Genomic DNA, 18,073 nt, shown 5'->3' with positions numbered 1-18,073 from the left:
GCGGCCGGCCATTTCCGCCAACTGGCGTTGCGGCCGGAAAACGCCTGCTCCGTAAAGGCCGGAACAGGCTCAAAGAGACTTGCGCAAATTGACCGCTGGAATCCTCAGCGCTTCGCGATACTTCGCGACGGTGCGTCGCGCAACCACGAAACCCTGTTCAGCCAGCAGTTCGGCTATGCGGCTGTCCGAAAGTGGGGATTTGGTGTTCTCGGCTCCTATGAGTTGCTTGATGAGCGCGCGGATCGCGGTAGACGATGCTGCGCCTCCCGTGTCCGTCGATACATGCGATCCGAAGAAGTACTTAAATTCAAGTGTCCCGAACGGAGTCAGCATGTATTTACCGGTTGTCACACGCGAGACAGTTGATTCGTGTAGGCCCAGCGTATCAGCAATCTCCCGCAAAACCAAGGGGCGCATGGCGATCTCGCCGTGGACGAAAAAGTTCTTCTGACGCTCGACGATAGCCTGCGCCACGCGCAGGATGGTTTCGAAGCGCTGCTGGATGTTCTTGATGAGCCAGCGCGCTTCCTGCAACTGCTGACGCAGCGAGCCGCTGCCCGGGTCGCCGCGGTTGTTGCGCAGAATATTCGCGTACAGATGATTGATGCGCAGCTTGGGCACCACTTCGGGATTCAGTTCTGCGAACCAGTTCTGACCCGTCTTCTTCACCATGATGTCCGGCACCACGTAGTCGGCTTCGGCCTTGCCGTATGCCGCGCCCGGGAACGGTTCGAGCGAGCGGATCAGCGTATGCGCGTCGCGCAGTTCGTCGTCGCCGGTCTTCAGTTGCTTGCGCAAGCGCGTGAAATCGCGTGCCGCGAGCAATTCCAGATGGTTCGACACGATCTCGAGCGCGAGCGTGCGAGTAGGCGACGAATTGACGCGCAGCAATTGCAGCTTGAGACATTCGGAGGCCGAACGCGCGCCTACGCCCGCCGGGTCGAAACTGTGCAGCAACGCGAGTGCCGCATTCAGTTCGTCACCGTCGACGTCGAGTTCTTCGGGGATATCGGCAAGAATTTCTTCGCACGTCGTGCTCAGATAGCCGTCTTCGTCGAGCGATTCGATCAGGAACGTAATGAGCGCACGATCGCGCAGACTTGCGTTCGTTTCGCGCAGCTGCGCCATCAGGTGGTCGCGCAGCGTGGTGGTGGATTCGTGGATCTGCAGCGGCGGCAGGTCGTCGTCGTCGGAGGCGCTGCCGGAGCGGCCGTAATCGTCGAGATTCCATTGGCTGGAGTCGCCGTTGGCGTCGCCGCCGAGGCCGTTGTAGTCATCCACGCCGCGCGGCTCGCCGTCGTTGCTGTCGCCGTCGCTGCTTGACGAGCTTGAGCCATTGCTTGCGCCCTGCATCGGTTCCGGGGCCGACGATTGCGGCGGCTGGGCGATCAGCGAGCCATCCGAGGCCACGCGCAGCGGGCTTGCGATCCAGTCGTCGTCGTTCTCGAGCAGCGGGTTCTGCGAGATCGCCGTGGCGACCTCCTGCTGCAGTTCGAGCGTCGACAGCTGTAGCAGCCGGATGGACTGCTGCAGTTGTGGAGTGAGCGCAAGATGCTGCGAGAGGCGGAGTTGGAGGCTGGCTTTCATGGCAATGTGCGATTCATTGTAAAGAGTTTGCCACGCTCGCGATACCACGCGACATTCGCGAAAACGCGCGTGCCCCGTGATGGTGCCGTCGGGGCTGCAGGGGCGAATATGGTGCGCAAACAGTTGCGCAAACAGCAGCGCGCGAGCGTCGTAGCCGACGCGGCGCGCGTTCGCCGCGCCCACACGATAGCGCATCGCGCTCACACGCAACGGCGGGCGGACAAAACGGAAAACTCAGGGGAAGCGCAGGGCGCGAGGCAGGCGCCCGGGGGACGACAAGCCGGGTCCGGGCGCGTGCTGCGCCCGGATGGCTGTGTTACATGCGGAAGTGTTCGCCGAGATAGACGCGGCGCACGCTTTCGTTTTCGATGATTTCGCCGGGCGCGCCGGCTGCGAGCACGGTGCCGTCGCTGATGATGTAGGCGTGATCGCAGATGCCAAGCGTTTCACGCACGTTGTGGTCCGTAATCAGCACGCCGATGTTGCGCTGCTTCAGGAACTTCACGATCTTCTGGATTTCCAGCACGGCGATCGGGTCCACGCCCGCGAACGGTTCGTCGAGCAGAATGAAGCTCGGATCGGTCGCCAGCGCGCGCGCGATTTCCACGCGGCGGCGCTCGCCGCCCGACAGCGACAGCGCCGGGTTTTCGCGCAGATGCGCAATCTGCAACTCGTCGAGCAGGGCTTCGGCGCGCGTCGTGATGGCGTCCTTCGACAGGCGCTTGCCGTTCTCGTCCTTTTGCAGTTCGAGCACCGCGCGGATGTTCTCTTCGACGGTGAGCTTGCGGAACACCGACGCTTCCTGCGGCAGATACGACAGGCCCAGCGCCGCGCGCTTGTGGATCGGCAGCAGGCTGATGGACTGGCCGTCCAGGTCGATCTCGCCCGCGTCGAGCGGCACAAGGCCCACGATCATGTAGAACGAGGTGGTCTTGCCCGCGCCGTTCGGCCCGAGCAAGCCGACCACTTCGCCGCTTTTCACGTCGAGCGAGACGTCCTTGACCACGGTGCGCGAGCCATAGCGCTTCTTGAGGTTGCGCACGACGAGCGAACTCGTCTTGCCCGCGGCCGGGCGCTGATGGATAGGTGAGGCGGTGGCGATGTTCACTGTTGCGGCGCTTCCTGAAGCTTCGTGGAGGGCGCGAGCGTGGCCGAGGCGCCCGTGAGCGGCTGTGCGCCGCCGTTGCGCGGCGACAGCATGGCGCGCACGCGGCCCTTCGGATTGCCCGGACCCGCGACGTCCGAACCCGACTTCGCCGTGTAGAAGTCGTTCTGGCCGTCATAGGTCACGACGCTGCCGTGCACCTGATCCATCACCGTGGACAGGCCCTGCAGGCGGCGCACCGTGGCGCGCGTCGTGAGCGTGGTGAGGTCCTGCTTGCCGTCGTAGTCGATGCGTTCGGCCGTGCCGTCGACGTATTCGTCGATACCTTCGCGCTTCTGGCGGAAGTAGGCGAGGTTGGCGTCGGGCGTGCCCGGCGCGACCGTGCCGGTGGCGTACTGGTAACCCTGCGGATCCTGCGTGACGACGAGCTTGTCGGCCTTGATCAGGATCGTGCCCTTGGTGGCGACCACGTGACCGGTGAAGATGGTCTGCTGCTTGAGGTCGTCATAGGTCATGTTATCCGCTTCGATGTTGAGCGGCTTGTCCTTGTCGGCGCGTTCGGCGTGCGCGGCCGGCGCGAAGCCCGCGAGCGGAAGCGCGAGGGCCAGCGCGCCCAGCGTGGCGAACGCGGCGCGGCGCCAGCGCTCGGCGCGCGGCAAACCGGACAAGAGACGGGGAAGCGAATCGTTCATGCAATCATGCCTTGCGTGGACGGCCCGGGGGATCAGGACGAGCCGCCGGAATCAGCCGGGGCGATCGCGCCGCGGACGTTGCCGTAGAGCTGGATGACCCGGGTGACGTTGTTGTAGTTCATGCCGTTGGTGGCCGTCATGACCGACAGGCCGCGACGAAGTTTAACCGGCTTTTCGGTCAGGATCACATCGTCGTTCACCAGCACGCGGAAATGCTCGGAATCAGCCTGCATCTCGGGATCGCCATAACCGGCCGCGCGCAGGATACGCGCGTTGTCGTACAGATTGACGATGGAAGCGTCCGAGTTGACCGTGCCGCGCTTGCCGGTGGCCGTGACGACCGGCTTGCCGGGCTGGAACGCACGCACTGCGGGCATCGTGAGGTCGCTATCCTGATCGTCCTCGTAATGCACCATGTGGGTGGCGGTCAGGCGGTACTGGGTCGCACCCGACTGGTCGAGTTCCGAAACCGAGAAGTTGTCGGCGAAGTAATCGGGCGTATGCGTGAGCGGACGCGGCGCAGCCTCGTTCTCATGCGGCTTCACGGCCTGGAACAGCCACCAGGTGAAACCGGCGAGAAATGCCACGCAGACGATCGGAATCAGCGAGGTGAGGCGGAACTTCTGGTTCATCGATGCGCCCCGGCGTCGGGCCCCTTGACCGCGCTGGCTGCGCAGGCGGCCGCGAGCATTGCGTCATAGTGGCCCTGGGCGCGCAGGATCAGATCGGTGACTTCGCGCACGGCGCCGTGGCCGCCGGTGCGGTCGGTGACCCAATGCGCGCGCGCGAGCACTTCCGTATGCGCGTTGGCCGGCGCTGCGCCAAAGCCGCACTGGAGCATCACTGCGAGGTCGGGCCAGTCGTCGCCCATGTAGCCGCATTGCTCGGGCGTGACGCCGGTTTCGGCGAGCAACTGCTTGAACGCGACGCGTTTATCTTCGACGCCCTGATACAGATGCGTGATGCGCAGTTCCTTCGCGCGCACGGCGACGATCTCGGACTTGCGCCCAGTGATGATGGCCGTGTCGATGCCGGCTTCGCGCAGGAGCTTCGCGCCGTGGCCGTCGAGCGAGTTGAAATCCTTCATCGTGTCGCCCGCGCCCGTAAACAGCAGGCCGCCGTCGGTCAGTACGCCGTCGACGTCGAAAATCATTAGTCGCACGCGCGCCGCGCGCGCCTTCGCATCAAGCTCGGAAGCCGCCATCAGATCACCTTCTTGGAGAACAGGTCGTGCATGTTGAGTGCGCCGATGAGTGCGCCTTCGGCGTCCACCACCAGCATCTGATTGATGCGATGGCGCTCCATCAGTTCCACGGCTTCGACAGCAAGTTGATCGGGCCCGATCGAGCGCGGGCCGCGCGTCATCACTTCGGTGATCGGCAGATCGCGGAAATCGCCCACGCGTTCGAGCACGCGGCGCAGGTCGCCGTCGGTGAAGATGCCGGCCACGTGGTCTTCGGCGGTGACGATCGCCGTCATGCCCATGCGCTTGGCGGTCAACTGGAAGAGCGCGTCGCGCACCGAGGCGTCGTCGCGCACCTTCGGCACCGCGTCGCCGGTGCGCATCACGTCACGCACGTAAGTGAGCAGGCGTCGGCCGAGCGCGCCGCCCGGATGCGAGCGCGCGAAGTCGTCGGCGCCGAAGCCGCGCGCGTCAAGCACCGCGACCGCGAGCGCGTCGGACAGCGCGAGCGCCGCCGTGGTGCTGGCGGTCGGTGCGAGATTGAGCGGACAGGCTTCTTTTTCGACGCCGGCGTCCAGATGGATGTCCGAGAGCTTGCCGAGCGTCGATTGCGGGCGGTTGCCCGTCATGCCGATCAGCTTCGCGCCGATGCGCTTGACGAGCGGCAGGATCGCCACGAGTTCTTCGGACTCGCCGGAATTGGACAGGCCGATGAAGACGTCGTCGGCGGTCACCATGCCGAGGTCGCCGTGGCTCGCTTCGGCGGGATGCACGAAGAAGGCCGGCGTGCCGGTGGATGCCAGCGTGGCCGCGAGCTTGCGGGCAATGTGGCCCGATTTGCCGATGCCGGAAACGACCACGCGTCCGCGGCAACTGAGGATGAGATCGACCGCGCCGACGAAGTTGTCGTCAAGCCGGTCGCGAAGCCCGCGCACGGCGTCAGCTTCGATGTCGAGCACGTCGCGAGCGAGCTTCAGCGCCCGGTCGCCATTGATTTTCGCTATCATCCGGGGAGTATAGCAAAGGCGTATGCGCGCCGCGCCAGCGCCCCCAGCGCGCGTGGCCTCCGGTAACAGCCCGCGTGGTCCGCCTGGCGGCGCTCGCCGCCCGCTTTGCATTTCCCGCAGTCCCTCGCAGCACTTCCCAATTCGCATCGTTTGCGCCGATCATGGACCCGACCGGCGCGGGCATAGATTTCCATCGTCGGCCCTGCGCGTTTCGAGATGCGCTTCCGGCAACGCATAAAAGAACGAGGACGCTTCATACGATGATCTCCCCGCTGGAAATGACGTTGTTTCTGCTGCTCGCTTCGGTGGTGGGCGTCGTGCTGTTCCGTTACCTGAACCTGCCGCCGATGCTGGGCTATCTGACGGTCGGCATTCTGGTCGGCCCGCGCGCGCTCGGTATCGTGCCGGACACGCACGGTGCGCAGAATCTGGCGGAATTCGGCGTCGTGTTCCTGATGTTCTCGATCGGGCTGGAGTTTTCGCTCTCCAAGCTGCGCGCGATGCGGCGCGCGGTGTTTGGCCTCGGGCTGTCGCAGGTCGTGGGGACGATCGCGGTGGCGCTGCTGGTGGGGCTGGCGCTGGAGCCGTGGGTGCATATCACCTGGCAGGCCTGCGTGGCGCTGGGCGGGGCGCTGGCCATGTCGTCCACGGCCATCGTCAGCAAGATGCTGGCGGAGCGCTTGGAGATCGAATCGGAACATGGTCGCAACATCCTCGGCGTGCTGTTGTTCCAGGATCTGGCCGTGGTGCCGCTGCTGATCGTGATTGCGGCGTTCGGCGGCTCGTCGAAGTCGTTGATCGAATCGCTCGGCATGGCCGCCATCAAGATCGTGCTTGCGCTCGGCATTTTGCTGTTCGTCGGCCAGAAGTTCATGACGCGCTGGTTTACGGTGGTCGCGCGGCGCCGCTCGCAGGAGCTGTTCGTGCTGAACGTGCTGCTCGTCACGCTGGGCGCGGCCTTCATCACCGATAAATTCGGCCTGTCGCTGGCGCTGGGCGCGTTCATCGCAGGCATGCTGATCGCCGAAACGCCCTACAAGCATCAGGTGGAAGAGGACATCAAGCCGTTTCGCGACGTGCTGCTGGGCTTGTTTTTCGTCACCACGGGCATGCTGCTCAACCCGCATGTGATCTGGCAGCACCCGGTGATGGTGGGCGCGTTCCTGATCGCGCCGATCGTGCTCAAGGCGGTGCTCATCACGGCGCTCACGCGGCTTTTTGGCGCGTCGCCGGGCGTGGCCATGCGCACGGGCCTGGGTCTCGCGCAGGCCGGCGAATTCGGCTTCGTGCTGCTGAATCTGATTCTGGACAAGCATCTGGTCGATCCCACCCTGCTGCAGGCGATTCTCGCGGCGATGCTGCTGTCGATGCTGGCGGCGCCGTTCCTGATCCAGAACGCCGATCGCATCGTGCTGCGCCTGTCCTCGACCGAATGGATGCAGCAGTCGCTGATGATGACGCGCATCGCCACGCAGAGCATCAAGCAAAGCGGCCACGTGATCGTCTGCGGCTATGGCCGTGCGGGGCAGAACCTGGCGCGCATGCTTGAATACGAGGGGCTCTCGTATGTCGCGCTCGACCTCGACCCGGACCGTGTCGCGGCGGCGGCGGCGGCGGGCGAATCGGTGGTGTTCGGCGATGCGGCGCGGCGCGAGTCGCTGGTCGCGGCGGGCATCCACCGCGCGGCGGCGGTGGCGATCACCTATGCGAACACGCAGTCGGCGTTTCGCGTGCTGCACCACGTCCACGAACTGGAGCCGACGCTGCCCGTGATCGTGCGCACCGTCGACGACGCCGATCTCGAACGCCTGCTCGCCGCGGGCGCGACCGAAGTGATTCCGGAGATTGTGGAGGGTAGCCTGATGCTGGCTTCGCACATGCTGGTGCTGATGGGCGTGCCGATGCGCCGGGTGGTGCGCCGCGTGGAAGAACTGCGCGACGAGCGCTACAGCCTGCTGCGCGGCTATTTCCACGGCACCGACGATGCCGGCGACGACGGCCACGAGCAGGTGCGGCTACAATCCGTACCGGTCGATCCGCGCGCCGATGCCGTGGGCCGCACGCTGGACGATCTGGGGCTGTTCGACCTTGGTGTGGAAGTCACGGCGATCCGCCGCCACGGCATTCGCGGCGTGGAACCGGACCCCTCGACCAAGCTGCGCGAAGCCGACATCGTCGTGCTGCGCGGCCTGCCCGAGCAGCTCGCTCTGGCCGAGGAACGCCTGTCGCGTCACCGCAAGGCGGGCGCCGCGGCTTGACGTGCAGACGGGGTCCAGCCCCGTTTTGCCCCGTTTGTCTGCGCCGATCTAATTTCTGCTTTAACTCTTGCTACTACCCGGAGAAATCATGTCCAACGCACCTGCGAACGCGAGCGCCGATCCTGCGCAGTTCGTACACAGCCTGATCCGCACGGTGCCCGACTGGCCTCAGCCGGGAGTGCAATTCCGCGACATCACGCCACTGATCGGCGACCCGAAAGGCCTGCGCGTGCTCATCGACCTGCTGGTCGAGCGTTATGTGGGCATGAAGCTCGACTGCATCGCGGGGCTGGACGCGCGCGGCTTCATCATCGGGCCGATCGTCGCGTATGAACTGAACGTGGGCTTCGTGCCGATCCGCAAGATCGGCAAGCTGCCGTACAAGACCGTGTCGGAAACCTACAAGCTCGAATACGGCGAATCGACCGTCGAGATCCACGAAGATGCCGTCGGCCAGGGCGACCGCGTCGTGATCGTCGACGACCTGATCGCTACGGGCGGCACCATGCTCGCGGGCAAGCGCCTGCTTGAGCGGCTGGGCGCAACGGTGGTAGAGGGCGCGGCGATTATCGACCTGCCGGATCTTGGCGGCTCGAAGCTGCTGACCGAAGCGGGCCTGCCGCTTTACACCATCACCTCGTTCGGCGGACATTGATCCACGGAGGCCCTGAGGCCATGCCCAACTTCGCGCTCTTTCTCGCCACCTCGCTTGCCATCACCTTCGCACCGGGCCCGGACAATCTCCAGGTGCTCGCGCGCGGCATTTCGCAAGGCCGCGCCGCCGGACTCGTTTCCGCGCTTGGGTTTGCGGCGGGCGTGACGTTTCACACGACGCTGGCGGCGCTGGGCATTGCCGCGCTGCTGCGCTCGTCGCCGCTCGCGTTCCAGATCCTCAAGCTCGCGGGCGCCGCGTATCTGATCTGGATCGGCGTGAAGGCGTTGCGCAGCCAGGGACTCGCCGCAGCGGGCGAGCGCCCGCGCCAGCCGCTCTCGACGATCTTTCGCCAGAGCGTGCTGGGCAACGTGATGAATCCGAAGGTGACGCTGTTCTTCGTGGTGTTCCTGCCGCAGTTTGTCGATACGCATGGGGCGCAAAGCGTGACGCTGCAGATGCTCGAACTGGGTGTGGTGTTCATGCTGCAGACGGTTGTGGTGTTCTCGGTGTTCGGGCTGTGCGCGGGCACCATCGGCGGCTGGCTCAAGCGCCGTCCGCGCGCGGGCGTGTGGCTGGACCGCCTCGCGGGCCTGACCTTCATCGCCATCGGCATGCGCATTGCACTGCGCGACTGACGCCCCACCGATCGACCGGAGTTCCACCCGATGAGCTTGCCTTGCATCACCGACGCGCGCCGCTTCGACGCGAGCGCGCATCTGCCGTTTTATTTCGGCGCCGAACGCGTGGGCTGGATTCGCCGCGCCGAAGTCGCGCTGCTCGCGCGCTGGCCCGACGTGTTCAGGATCGTCGATGCCGGACCGGATGCGCGCGTGGCGCTGGCCGAACAGTTCGACAATGTGACGGCGCGCAGCGCGGCGCTCGGATCGGTGATCGGGGCGCTGGCCGCCGAGGGCCGCATTCCGGGCTGGCGCAACGAAACCTACGCGATCCGCAACGCCTTCGACGCGCCGCCGCTCGCCTATATCGAGCGCGCCGCCTCGCGTTTCTTCGGCACCATGACCTACGCGGTGCATCTGAACGGCGTCGTAGAATATGCGGCCAGTGCGCCGCAGCTCTGGATCGCACGCCGCAGCGACACCAAGGCCACCGACCCCGGCATGCTCGACAACGTCGTGGCGGGCGGGATCGGCTGGGGACTGGGCGTCGAGGCGACGCTCGCGAAGGAGTGCTGGGAAGAGGCGGGCATCGCCGCGGAGCTTGCCGCGCGCGCCACGCCTGGCCGCACGGTGCACGTCCTGCAGTCGCTGCCCGAGGGCACCCAGGCCGAGCAGATCTTCGTCTACGACCTCGCGCTGCCTGAGGATTTCGTGCCGCACAATCAGGACGGCGAAGTGGGCGAGCACCGCCTCGCGCGCATCGAAGAAGCCGCGCGCTGGATCGAGGAAGGCCGCATGACGGTCGATGCGAGCCTTGCGACGCTCGACCTGATGCTGCGCCGCCAATGGATCGACGAAGACGCGTGCGAGGGCATTGCCGCGATCTTCGAACCACCGACGCTGTGAAAGGGCGCCGGATTTTTTACTAGCCTCAAGCCCTTTTGAATTACCAGGAAATGACGGGAGTTACCAGGGTCATGTCGACCGATCACAGCTTTATTCTCAACCTGTCTTGCGCCGACCGGCCGGGCATCGTGCATGCCGTGTCGGGTTTTCTGTTCGAGCGCGGCAGCAATATTCTCGATTCGGCCCAGTTCGGCGACAGCCACACGGGTGAGTTCTTCATGCGCGTGCACTTCCAGCAGGTGGGCGGCGACCAGGGCCTGGACGGTCTGCGCGCCGCGTTCGCACCGCTGGCCGACGAGTTCAACATGCGCTGGGAATTGCAGGACGCGAATGTGAAGCCGCGCGTGGTGATCATGGTGTCGAAGATCGGCCACTGCCTGAACGACCTGCTGTTCCGCTACCGCACCGGCCAGTTGCCGATTGAAATCCCCGCGATCATCTCGAATCACAAGGACTTCTATCAGCTGGCGGCAAGCTACAACATTCCGTTCCATCACTTCCCGCTGCTCGGCGGCACGGCAGCAGACAAGGCCGCGCAGGAAGCGCGCGTGCTGGAAGTGGTGAACAACGAACGCGCCGATCTGGTGGTGCTCGCGCGTTACATGCAGATTCTGTCGCCGCAACTGTGCGATGCGCTGGCTGGCCGCGCGATCAATATTCACCACTCGTTTCTGCCTAGCTTCAAGGGCGCGAAGCCGTACTACCAGGCATTCGACCGCGGCGTGAAGCTGATTGGCGCGACGGCGCACTATGTCACGTCGGATCTCGACGAAGGCCCGATCATCGAGCAGGAAGTCGAGCGCGTGGATCACAACATGACGCCGGATCAACTCACGGCAATTGGCCGTGACGTGGAGTGCGTGACGCTTGCGCGCGCCGTGAAGTGGCATGTGGAGCACCGCATTTTGCTGAATGGGCATAAGACGGTGGTGTTCCGCTGATCTGAGCGCTGATCTGGGCGCTGAGCGGTAACGAAACAATGGCCCCAAATGGGGCCATTGTCTTTTGTCAGAACATCGCCTAATAATGACTTGTTCACATAGTCATTTTACGCATAGCATGAGCGATTCCGACAAACGCGCGAAGAGGGCACCCATGGAAGCGCATCAGGTTTCCAAGACTGAATTCAAGGCGAAGGCGCTCGAATTCTTTCGTCAGGTGGAGGCTTCCGGCGAAAGCGTGGTTGTGACCGATCACGGCCGGCCGACGCTGGAGTTGCGGCCTTTCCGCAATCTCGAGCGCGACCCGCTCGAGGTGCTGCGCGGTTCGGTCGTGCGTTATGACGGGCCGACAGATCCCATCGAGGTCGATTGGGATGCGGCGCAGTGATCGTCCTGGACACGCACGCGCTCGTCTGGTGGGCCACTGGAGATAAAGAGTTGAGCCGCAAGGCTCGCGCAATGATCGAGCGCGAACTGGATGGCGGCCAAATCGTCATTTCGGCGATTTCCGGTTGGGAAATTGCGATGCTCGTGCAGCGCGAAAGGCTCGTGCTGACGATGGATGTCGCAACCTGGCTTGCGACCGTCGAGCAAATCGAGGCCGTGCATTTCGTGCCCGTCGATGTGGAGGTCGGACTGAAATCGGTCGACTTGCCGGGCGAGTTTCACAAAGATCCGGCAGACCGCATGATCGTCGCGACGGCTCGCAAGCTGGCCGCGCCGCTCGTGACGCGCGACGAGAAAATCCGCGCCTACGCGCATGTCAAAACCATCTGGTGACAATCTCGCCAGATGAAAAAAATGGCCCCAATCGGGGCCATTTTTTATTGCGGTACGCGTTTTCCAGATCTAGACCAGCCGCAGATAAATCAGCTCGCGCTTGATATACGCATAAAAGATCGGCGCGGCGATCACTCCCTGGATGCCGAACGCCGCTTCCATCACCAGCATCGCCGTCAGCAGTTCCCACGTGCGCGCCTCGATCTGGCCGCCCACGATGCGTGCGTTCAGGAAGTATTCGAGCTTGTGGATCACGATCAGAAACGCCAGCGCCGTCACGGCAGCGGGCAGGCTGACCGTGAGCGCGATGGCCACAATCAGCGTGTTCGAAATCAAATTGCCGATCACCGGCAACAGGCCCACCACGAAAGTGACCACCACCAGCATTTTCGCGAGCGGCAGCGGCGCGTGAAACACCGGCAGCGCGAGCAGCAGGAACAAACCCGTGAAGACCGTGTTGATGGCCGAAATCTTCACCTGCGCGAACACGATGCGGCGAAACGCGTCCGCGAAGCGCGACACGCGGGCGACAAAAGCCGTCGACAGCGGCAGCCGCGTGGCGTTCTTCTGTGCGCCGATGGCGATGATCGCGCCAATGATCATGCCGATCACGATATGCCCCAGGATGCGCGCAGCGTTCTTGCCGCCCTGGCCGAGTTGCGTGGCGTGCTCGTGCATCAGCGCGAGCGCCTTGAGCTTCATCTGCGCGACGTCGACGGGTAGATAGGAGGCGATGGCGTCGGGAATGCGCGCGCGCGCCTGATCGACGAAGGTCATCATCTGCGCCATGACCTTCTGCACGCTAGGCACGTCGTTCTCGAACTGCTCGATCACGCCCACCGTCAGGCCCGTGAGCACACCCACTATCACGATCGACACCAGCACGACCGACAGCCAGCGCGCGCGGCTGCTCGACATGCGCCGCTCGATCAGCGGCGAAATCGTGTGCACGAGTTGATAGACGAGCATCCCGGCGAGCAGGGCGCCCAGCAGGTTCAGATGCAGCACGGCCAGCATGCCGCCGAGCGCCGCCAGATAGCTGCCGATCTCCACCGCCGATAGCTTCGGCAGGCTCATGTCGCTCGTGAGCCTGACGGGCCGTGGCCGCAGGTCGCGCACCTGCTGCTTGTCGTCCCGCGTGTCGGTCGCTTCGTTGCGCTTGGCCATGTTGCGTGTATTCCGTCCCCAAGACCCTGGGAGCGCGCGGCCCCCATCCTGTTGTGTGCGCAGATAGATGAAGAACTGCGCTGCTTATTTGCCCAACTACGTGCCCGACGCCGTATCGAGCGCCGCGATCTTGCCGTTGGCGCGCTTGAGCAGCGGCGCGAGATAGCGGCCCGTGAAACTCGCCTTCGACTTCGCCACCTGCTCCGGCGTGCCTTGCGCGACGATCTGGCCGCCGCCCGCGCCACCTTCGGGACCCATGTCCACGACCCAGTCGGCGGTTTTGATTACATCGAGATTATGCTCGATGATCACGACCGTATTGCCCTGATCGCGAAGTCGATGAATCACTTCGAGCAACAGCGCAATATCGTGGAAGTGCAGACCGGTGGTCGGCTCGTCGAGGATGTAGAGCGTGCGGCCCGTGTCGCGCTTGGAAAGTTCCAGCGAAAGCTTCACGCGCTGCGCCTCGCCGCCCGAGAGCGTGGTGGCCGACTGGCCTAGGCGGATATAGCCCAGACCCACGTCCAGCAAGGTCTTGAGCTTGCGCGCCACCACCGGCACGGCCTTGAAGAACTCGTAGGCGGATTCCACCGTCATGTCGAGCACTTCGCTGATGTTCCGGCCCTTGTACTGGATCTCCAGCGTTTCGCGGTTGTAGCGCTTGCCGTGGCAGACGTCGCAGGGCACGTAGACATCGGGTAGAAAGTGCATTTCCACCTTCAGCACGCCGTCGCCCTGGCAGCTTTCGCAGCGGCCGCCCTTGACGTTGAACGAGAAGCGGCCCGACTCGTAGCCGCGTTCCTTGGCCGCCGGCACGCCCGCGAACAGCTCGCGGATGGGCGTGAACAGGCCCGTGTAGGTGGCCGGATTCGAGCGCGGCGTGCGGCCGATCGGCGACTGGTCGACGTTGATGACCTTGTCGAAGTGATCCAGCCCCTCGATCGCCTCGAACGGCGCCGGTTCCGCCGACGATCCATACAGATGCTGTGAGACCGCGTGGTAGAGCGTGTCGTTGATGAGCGTGGACTTGCCCGAGCCCGACACGCCCGTCACGCAGGTCAGCAGCCCAACCGGCAGGTCGAGGGTGACGTGCTTGAGGTTGTTGCCGTAAGCCTCGACGATGCGCAGGCGCCGTTCGTCGGGATCCTTGCGCTCGTCCGGATAGTCGATGCGGCGCGCGCCCGACAGATACTGACCGGTCATCGAAGCCGGATCGTTCTCGACTTCCTTGGGCGTGCCTTCCGAAATCACCATGCCGCCATGCACGCCCGCGCCCGGCCCCATATCGACGACGTAATCGGCCATGCGGATCATGTCCTCGTCGTGCTCCACGACGATTACCGAATTGCCGAGGTCGCGCAGATGCTTGAGCGTGGAAATGAGGCGGTCGTTGTCGCGCTGGTGCAGGCCGATCGACGGCTCGTCGAGCACGTACATCACGCCCGTGAGCCCCGAGCCGATCTGCGAGGCCAGACGGATACGCTGCGCCTCACCGCCCGAGAGCGTTTCGGCGCTACGGTCGAGCGAGAGGTAATCGAGCCCGACGTTATTCAGGAACATCAGCCGCGCGACGATTTCCTTGACCACCTTGTCGGCGATCTCGCGCTTGGCGCCTTCGAGGCGCAGCGTCTGGAAATAGCCCAGCGAGTCGCGCAGCGGCCAGCCGCTCACCTCGTAGATGGCGCGCGCGTCTTCGCCTGCTCCAATGCGCACGAAGCGCGCTTCGCGGCGCAGACGCGTGCCTTCGCAGTGCGGGCAGGCCTGGTTGTTCTGGTATTTCGAGAGTTCTTCGCGCACCGCGGCCGAATCGGTCTCGCGGTAGCGGCGTTCCAGGTTCGGAATGATCCCTTCGAACACGTGTTCGCGCACCGAGGTGCGGCCGCGCTCGTTGATGTAGGAGAACGGGATTTCCTGCTTGCCCGATCCATACAGCAGGATCTTGCGCACCTTCTCCGGCAGGTCTTCGAACGCGGTGTCGATGTCGAACTCGTAGAACACCGCCAGGCTTTGCAGCATCTGGAAGTAGAACTGGTTGCGCCGGTCCCAGCCTTTCACGGCGCCCGCCGCGAGCGACAGCGACGGATGCGCGACCACACGCTTCGGATCGAAGAAGGTGATCTGGCCCAGGCCGTCGCACTCCGGGCACGCGCCCATCGGGTTGTTGAACGAGAACAGGCGCGGTTCCAGCTCCGGCAGCGAGTACGAGCAGATCGGGCAGGCGAACTTCGAGCTGTACAGATGCTCCTTGTCCGTATCCATTTCGAGCGCGATGGCGCGGCCTTCGGCCAGCCGCAGCGCGGTCTCGAACGATTCCGCGAGGCGCTGCTTCATGTCCGGGCGCACCTTCAGGCGGTCCACCACCACGTCGATGCTGTGGCGCTCGCTCTTCTTGAGCTTGGGCAGCGACTCGACTTCGTAGATCTTCGCTTCGCCCTCGTTGGCCGTCCCGCCGCCCGAACGCACGCGAAAACGCACGAAACCCTGCGCCTGCATGTCGTCGAACAGTTCGGCGTGCTCGCCCTTGCGGTCCACGATCACGGGCGCGAGGATCATCAGCCGGGTCTCTTCGGGCAGCGCCAGCGCCGCGTCCACCATCTGCGAGACGCTTTGCGATTCCAGCGCGATCTCGTGATCCGGGCAGAAAGGCGTGCCGACGCGTGCGTAAAGAAGTCGCAGGTAGTCGTGGATTTCGGTGACCGTGCCGACCGTCGAACGCGGATTATGCGAGGTGGCTTTCTGCTCGATGGAAATCGCCGGCGACAGACCCTCGATCAGGTCGACATCGGGCTTCTCCATCAGCTGCAGGAACTGGCGCGCGTAGGCCGACAGGCTTTCCACGTAACGGCGCTGGCCTTCCGCGTAAAGCGTGTCGAAGGCCAGCGAGGACTTGCCCGAGCCCGACAGCCCGGTGATCACCACGAGCTTGTGGCGCGGCAGGTCCAGATTGACGTTCTTGAGGTTGTGGGTTCGGGCCCCACGGATACGGATCTGTTCCATGAACCTGCGGGAGAGAGGGAGGCTAAACCTGCTACTATAACGACTTTTCCAGACCGCCGTTACGGCTTGCTGACGGTCTTTGAAAGGGTCCTGACGTGCGCCTGACGCATCTCACGGGGGCCCTGCAAGCGAATCGACAGCTCTTGCATGCGACCCGGGCCAGTGAGCCGGGCCACGGTCGGCGCCAACTGCGCGTACGACCGGCGGGCAGCGGCGGCCTAATCACAATACGCTCCGATGTCCTCCAACTCTCCCGCTACATCATCACGCATGAGCGCGCCCGAAATGCGCGCGACCGTGTCGCTTGCCGCGATCTTCGCGCTGCGCATGCTCGGCCTGTTCATGATCATGCCGGTGTTTTCGGTCTACGCGAAAACCATTCCCGGCGGCGACAACGTGCTGCTGGTCGGCATCGCGCTGGGCGCCTATGGCGTGACGCAGTCGCTCCTGTACATCTTCTACGGCTGGATCTCCGACAAGATTGGGCGCAAGCCCGTGATCGCCGCGGGCCTTGTGATCTTCGCGATCGGCAGCTTTGTGGCGGCCGGCGCGCACGATATGACATGGATTATCGTCGGCCGGGTGATCCAGGGCATGGGCGCGGTGTCGTCCGCCGTGCTCGCCTTTATCGCCGATCTGACCTCCGAGCAGAACCGCACCAAGGCCATGGCGATGGTGGGCGGCTCGATCGGCCTGTCCTTCGCGGTGGCGATCGTGGGTGCGCCGGTCGTGTTCCACTGGCTTGGCATGAGCGGCCTGTTCACGCTGGTGGGCGTGTTCTCGATCATCGCCGTGGGCGTGGTGCTGTGGGTGGTGCCCGATGCGCCCAAGCCCGTGCATGTGCGCGCGCCGTTCTCGGAAGTCCTGCACAACGTGGAATTGCTGCGCCTGAACTTCGGCGTGCTGGTGCTGCATGCCACGCAGACGGCGCTGTTCCTGGTCGTGCCGCGCCTGCTGGTGGATGCGGGGCTGCCGGTCGCATCGCACTGGAAGATTTATCTGCCGGTCATGGGCCTGTCTTTCGTGCTGATGGTGCCTGCCATCATCGCGGCAGAGAAGAAGGGCAAGATGAAGGCGGTAGTGGTATCGGCCATTGGGCTTATCCTGATCGGCCAGCTTCTTCTTGGCTCGCTTGCGCATACCATTGCAATCGTGGCGGGCGTGCTGTTCGTGTACTTCCTGGGCTTCAATATTCTGGAGGCGTCGCAGCCTTCGCTGGTGTCGAAGCTCGCGCCCGGCACCCGCAAGGGCGCGGCCACGGGCGTGTACAACACCACGCAGTCGATTGGCCTCGCGCTGGGCGGCGTGGTGGGCGGCTGGATGCTCAAGCATGACGGCGCAAGCGCAGTGTTCTACACCTGCTCGGGGCTGGTGGCCTGCTGGCTTATAATCGCGGCCAATATGAAGGCCCCGCCCAAGCGGGCAGAGGCTAAACAGGCTTAAGCGCTGGCCTGACCGTATCGAAGCGAAAGCGCGCCACATCGTGCAGCCAGGCGCGCTTCGAATTTGAACAAACTCGCAGCAACATATTTCGCGGAGGCGGTCCGCGCCCGGCAGTCGCACAATGACTGCAATGCGTGCGCGAACCGCGCGGCCGCTCCTCGCAACTGAATCTACAGGAGAATTTCATGGCATCCGTGAACAAGGTGATCCTCGTCGGCAATCTCGGCGCTGAGCCGGAAGTGCGCTATCTGCCGAGCGGCGACGCCGTGGCGAACATCCGCCTCGCGACGACCGACCGCTACAAGGACAAGGCGTCCGGCGAGTTCAAGGAAATGACCGAATGGCACCGCGTGTCGTTCTTCGGCCGTCTGGCCGAGATCGTCTCGGAATACCTGAAGAAGGGTTCGTCGGTGTATATCGAAGGCCGCATCCGCACGCGCAAGTGGCAGGCACAGGACGGCACCGACCGTTACTCGACGGAAATCGTCGCGGATCAGATGCAGATGCTGGGTGGCCGCAGCGGCGGCGGCGGCGCGCCGGCTGGCGGCGACATGGGCGACGACGGCGGCTACAGCAGCCGTGAAAGCGCACCGCGCGGCGGTGGCCGTGCGTCAGGTGGCGCTGGCGGCGGCGCTCCGCGTTCGAGCGGTGGCGGCGCAAGCAGCGGCGGTGGCCGTCCGAGCGCGCCGGCTGGCGGCGGCTTCGACGAAATGGACGACGATATTCCGTTCTAAG

17 protein-coding genes are annotated in these 18,073 nt (G+C 64.4%); 9 read left to right on the top strand and 8 right to left on the bottom strand.

The annotated features are described in order from the left end of the window. Positions 1-69 precede the first annotated feature (69 nt). The 6 genes from VG320_RS13400 to kdsD all read right to left on the bottom strand — a co-directional run bounded on the left by VG320_RS13400 (position 70) and on the right by kdsD (position 5,574). A complete protein-coding gene (locus VG320_RS13400) occupies positions 70-1,587 on the bottom strand; it encodes an RNA polymerase factor sigma-54 (protein ID WP_327200592.1) in 1,518 nt (505 codons plus the stop codon). Between the two features lie 316 nt (positions 1,588-1,903). Further along, a complete protein-coding gene (gene lptB / locus VG320_RS13395) occupies positions 1,904-2,671 on the bottom strand; it encodes an LPS export ABC transporter ATP-binding protein (protein ID WP_327200617.1) in 768 nt (255 codons plus the stop codon). 20 nt (positions 2,672-2,691) lie between these two features. Next, a complete protein-coding gene (gene lptA, locus VG320_RS13390; RefSeq protein ID WP_327200591.1) occupies positions 2,692-3,384 on the bottom strand; it encodes a lipopolysaccharide transport periplasmic protein LptA in 693 nt (230 codons plus the stop codon). 32 nt (positions 3,385-3,416) lie between these two features. Next, entirely contained in the window at positions 3,417-4,016 is a 600-nt protein-coding gene (gene lptC, locus VG320_RS13385; protein WP_327200590.1) for an LPS export ABC transporter periplasmic protein LptC, read from the bottom strand. Next, positions 4,013-4,588, bottom strand: a complete 576-nt coding sequence (locus VG320_RS13380) for an HAD family hydrolase (RefSeq protein WP_327200589.1) — start codon at positions 4,586-4,588, stop codon at positions 4,013-4,015. The genes lptC and VG320_RS13380 overlap by 4 nt, the downstream gene beginning before the upstream one ends. Then, entirely contained in the window at positions 4,588-5,574 is a 987-nt protein-coding gene (gene kdsD / locus VG320_RS13375; protein WP_327200588.1) for an arabinose 5-phosphate isomerase KdsD, read from the bottom strand. The genes VG320_RS13380 and kdsD overlap by 1 nt, the downstream gene beginning before the upstream one ends. Before the next feature lie 260 nt (positions 5,575-5,834). On the opposite strand from kdsD, the gene VG320_RS13370 reads away from it, so the two are divergent. The 7 genes from VG320_RS13370 (at position 5,835) to VG320_RS13340 (ending at position 11,731) form a co-directional block, all read left to right on the top strand. Beyond that, complete coding sequence (locus VG320_RS13370) at positions 5,835-7,832, top strand: cation:proton antiporter (protein WP_327200587.1); 1,998 nt, start codon at positions 5,835-5,837, stop codon at positions 7,830-7,832. 88 nt (positions 7,833-7,920) lie between these two features. Beyond that, positions 7,921-8,487 carry an adenine phosphoribosyltransferase gene (locus VG320_RS13365; RefSeq protein ID WP_327200586.1) on the top strand — a complete coding sequence of 189 codons (567 nt, stop codon included), beginning with the start codon at positions 7,921-7,923 and terminating at the stop codon, positions 8,485-8,487. A gap of 20 nt (positions 8,488-8,507) precedes the next feature. Beyond that, complete coding sequence (locus VG320_RS13360; RefSeq protein WP_327200585.1) at positions 8,508-9,122, top strand: LysE family translocator; 615 nt, start codon at positions 8,508-8,510, stop codon at positions 9,120-9,122. A 30-nt stretch (positions 9,123-9,152) separates the two neighbouring features. After that, positions 9,153-10,010 (top strand): NUDIX hydrolase, encoded by an 858-nt coding sequence (locus VG320_RS13355; RefSeq protein ID WP_327200584.1) that lies wholly within the window; start codon positions 9,153-9,155, stop codon positions 10,008-10,010. A gap of 71 nt (positions 10,011-10,081) precedes the next feature. Continuing rightward, the gene (gene purU / locus VG320_RS13350; RefSeq protein ID WP_327200583.1) at positions 10,082-10,951 is read left to right on the top strand and encodes a formyltetrahydrofolate deformylase; all 870 of its coding nucleotides are present in this window, start codon (positions 10,082-10,084) and stop codon (positions 10,949-10,951) included. A gap of 154 nt (positions 10,952-11,105) precedes the next feature. Then, a complete protein-coding gene (locus VG320_RS13345; RefSeq protein WP_327200582.1) occupies positions 11,106-11,339 on the top strand; it encodes a type II toxin-antitoxin system Phd/YefM family antitoxin in 234 nt (77 codons plus the stop codon). Next, positions 11,336-11,731: a type II toxin-antitoxin system VapC family toxin gene (locus VG320_RS13340; protein ID WP_327200581.1), complete on the top strand. Its 396-nt coding sequence runs from the start codon at positions 11,336-11,338 to the stop codon at positions 11,729-11,731. Before VG320_RS13345 ends, VG320_RS13340 begins: the two co-directional genes overlap by 4 nt. Before the next feature lie 69 nt (positions 11,732-11,800). Here the strand turns inward: VG320_RS13340 and VG320_RS13335 are convergent, their stop codons facing one another. Further along, positions 11,801-12,898 (bottom strand): AI-2E family transporter, encoded by a 1,098-nt coding sequence (locus tag VG320_RS13335; protein ID WP_327200580.1) that lies wholly within the window; start codon positions 12,896-12,898, stop codon positions 11,801-11,803. A 96-nt stretch (positions 12,899-12,994) separates the two neighbouring features. Then, positions 12,995-15,895 (bottom strand): excinuclease ABC subunit UvrA, encoded by a 2,901-nt coding sequence (gene uvrA, locus VG320_RS13330; RefSeq protein WP_327200579.1) that lies wholly within the window; start codon positions 15,893-15,895, stop codon positions 12,995-12,997. Positions 15,896-16,165: 270 nt separating this feature from the next. On the opposite strand from uvrA, the gene VG320_RS13325 reads away from it, so the two are divergent. Together VG320_RS13325 and VG320_RS13320 are read left to right on the top strand one after the other, a co-directional pair. Then, positions 16,166-17,338 (top strand): MFS transporter, encoded by a 1,173-nt coding sequence (locus VG320_RS13325; RefSeq protein ID WP_327200578.1) that lies wholly within the window; start codon positions 16,166-16,168, stop codon positions 17,336-17,338. Positions 17,339-17,523: 185 nt separating this feature from the next. Beyond that, a complete protein-coding gene (locus tag VG320_RS13320) occupies positions 17,524-18,072 on the top strand; it encodes a single-stranded DNA-binding protein (RefSeq protein ID WP_327200576.1) in 549 nt (182 codons plus the stop codon). Position 18,073: the final 1 nt, after the last annotated feature.

Source organism: Paraburkholderia sp. (genome assembly GCF_035948235.1).
Taxonomy (GTDB): domain Bacteria; phylum Pseudomonadota; class Gammaproteobacteria; order Burkholderiales; family Burkholderiaceae; genus Paraburkholderia.
The sequence above is the reverse complement of the archived record's forward strand: the minus strand, read 5'-3'. Positions and strand labels throughout refer to the sequence as shown.